The sequence below is a fragment of the Aquidulcibacter sp. genome (assembly GCF_044346625.1).
Classification (GTDB): domain Bacteria; phylum Pseudomonadota; class Alphaproteobacteria; order Caulobacterales; family Aquidulcibacteraceae; genus Aquidulcibacter.
Window position 1 is genome coordinate 1 of record NZ_JBIIYV010000164.1, and the last position, 2,722, is coordinate 2,722.

Annotated in this window: 2 protein-coding genes; both read right to left on the reverse strand. The window is 51.1% G+C overall.

Going from position 1 to position 2,722, the window contains the following annotated elements:
• On the reverse strand, positions 1 to 917 hold a 917-nt coding region (locus ACIQ20_RS16525), incomplete at its 3' end, for a phytanoyl-CoA dioxygenase family protein (RefSeq protein WP_395782253.1).
• Between the two features lie 111 nt (positions 918 to 1,028).
• On the reverse strand, positions 1,029 to 2,722 hold a 1,694-nt coding region (locus ACIQ20_RS16530; RefSeq protein WP_395782255.1), incomplete at its 5' end, for a TonB-dependent receptor.

Genomic DNA, 2,722 nt, shown 5'->3' on the forward strand with positions numbered 1-2,722 from the left:
GCAACACAGAATCGCGAGAGGAATTGGGCGCGCTTGGATAGTTTCTTGTGATCGGAATAGCTAATTCCTGGAACGATCGGCTCACGGAACCATGGCGCGTAAAATTCGAGATTGGGAATTGCCCGCATCTTATCTGATATATTGGGCGTGCCGCCATGCCAGGCGCGCACATCGCGGATCATGATGGCCCCTGCAGGTGCTGGGCAAACAGTGCTCAACCGCATCCATTCAGGTTCGTCCTCAAGTGTTGGGATCGGAAGACGTGAATGCTGAGTTCCAGGAATTTGCCGGGTTGGCCCATTGAGACGTGTAACATCTTGAGGCAAAAAATTCACGCAAACATAGGGGCACGGTAGGTCGCGAATTGTCAGTTGGCCACGTGGATCGTGAAATGAGCTGAAACGAGACTTTGTCGGGCTAATCCAGTCGCTTACATCTGAATGAAGTGGCTGATAGCCGGTTGCACCGGGCAAACAAAAATCACCACTCGCAGCGCGCAGCGAATAATCACCCGAACCGAATATCGCCGTCACAAGCTCGTCTACCACCGCAATCTCGAGTAACATTTGCCATTCGGGGCGGTGAAGCTGGCTGCGAGTCAGGCTTGAACCACCAAAGGAATAGCGATGCGAACCGCGATTACCGCTGCGCTCGTGATCCAAAGCGAGTATCTGGGCTGCGACCTCGCTGCAACCATTGGCCAAGAACCTTGTCTGCTCTTCATCCAACACGTTAGTGACAACCACAAAGCCATCGCGCTGGAACAGCTTGACCGCTCTATCTACCTCATGTGGTTGGAGCAGCTCTAGCCCCTTTATGCCATTATTGGCTTCCAAGTGTGTACGCAACGCGACGGTTTCAAAGCTTTCAACCACAGTTTTCATCATACCTTCCTGAAGCGCGGAATCAGACGTCATTGTTAGGTCTTACCCGGCCTTCCTATAAAGACCCAACATATGAGGGTTTCCCGCATTTTCATTGTATTGGCCCGAAGAAGATATCTTTGATATCACCACGTCACAATTGTCCTAGAATTTTTTCTCCAAGATCACACCAAATGTTCTGGGTTCTAGCAAACGGACATTCCGGTAACGACCAACCAGCGCATCCTCGATGATGATATTGGTGATATTGTCTTCATCACTGACGTTTTTGACGAAAGCCCGAATCGAGAAACCTTCTTCGCGATTATCAAGGCGAGCTTGCAAGTCAATCACGCCCCAAGCATCAATCCGGTCAGTTGGACTGTTGTACTCGCGGGCGAAATACTTGTCTTGCCAAACGGCATCTAAACGGAAAGTTGCAGTCCAATTGGTTGCAAACGCGGCAGTCGTATATTGACCGCCCACTTTGATCTTGGACTTTGGTGCGTGGGGCAGTTCATTTCCTGCCAGATTGACCGCCACGGTGGGTGTCGTTGCGGTCAGGCTTTGCGCCGGATTAGCGGCGTCTTCTGAGACGAAGTTGGCAATCTCAGTATTGAGATAAGAAAGGTTCATATCAAACAGCCAATTGCGGCTAGGTGCGTAGAGGAATTCGCCCTCTAGGCCCCAGATATCGGCATCAGCATTACGCGTCACCACGCCGCCATTAATCCGCTGCCCAAGTTGAAGGCCGGTATATTCATAGATAAAGCCCGTTACATTCGCCTGTACGCGCCCGCCAGCTAGAGTGTTTTTGGCACCAACTTCGTAGGCGATGACCTCTTCTGGACCATAAGTCGGCGCGGAGTTCGAGTTATTCAACCCGCCACCTTTGTAGCCCGTCGAATAAGAACCATAGATCAAAGTCTGGTCAGTGAAACTCAAGTCGGGTGTCCAATCGAGCGCCACTTTGCCAGTGGCCTTAGACCCCGAAAAGCTAGATGCAACCCAAGGACCAACCGGTGCCAAGACGATTGAGCGCGACTCGCCAGAGCGTTTCTCGTCTGTTTGGCGTGCGCCCAGTGTCAAACGCAAAGTATCGGAAATTTTGAAATACGCCTCTCCAAATACCGCGTCTGTGCTGTTTTTGCCATTGCGCGACAAAGCCGATACCCGCCAAGACTCCTCTGGTCGACCATTGGCTTTTTGGAAAAGCTCAATGGATGGGTGCCAAGTTTCAAAGCCGCCAGCGCTTTCACCATCGAGGGTAAACAGACCGATTAAGAAGTTGAAACGTCCCTCAAAGCTGCTTGCTAAACGGATTTCGCCTGTTTGGGTTTCCGTCTGCGACGTGAAGCTGTCAGTTGTGATCAATTGGTCTGTGGTGATTACCTGACCGCGTGCGGCGGTGTAAGTAATCGGTCGAGTGAAACGAAATGGCAGTTTCGCATTATCCCAGTCGGTATTTTGCTCAGTGCTGCCCTCAGACCAAGCGAAGATACCCGACAAAGTGAAGTCATCAAAATTGTGTTCTATATTCAATGTCGCGAAGGTTTGATCTAGCTTGTAACGTGGGTCGGTGTCGGCGTTTACGGCGCGCAAGTCCGATGGATTAGGCGCACCCGCATAAATATTGCCACCAGCCGGGAATGGCGTGAAGATGCGAGATAATGTCTGCAGAATCGTTGTGTTAGCGTCAGGTGAATCAAACCCTAGCTCGCGCGGATCACAACCCAAAACCGGATGGGCTTTGCATAGCCTTTTTCCTTCACGGGCGCGGCTGGAATCTTCTTCGTACTTACCGTAAACGAAGGTAATGTCAGTGTTCTCGCCTAAATCGAATGTTGTTGTCCATCGTA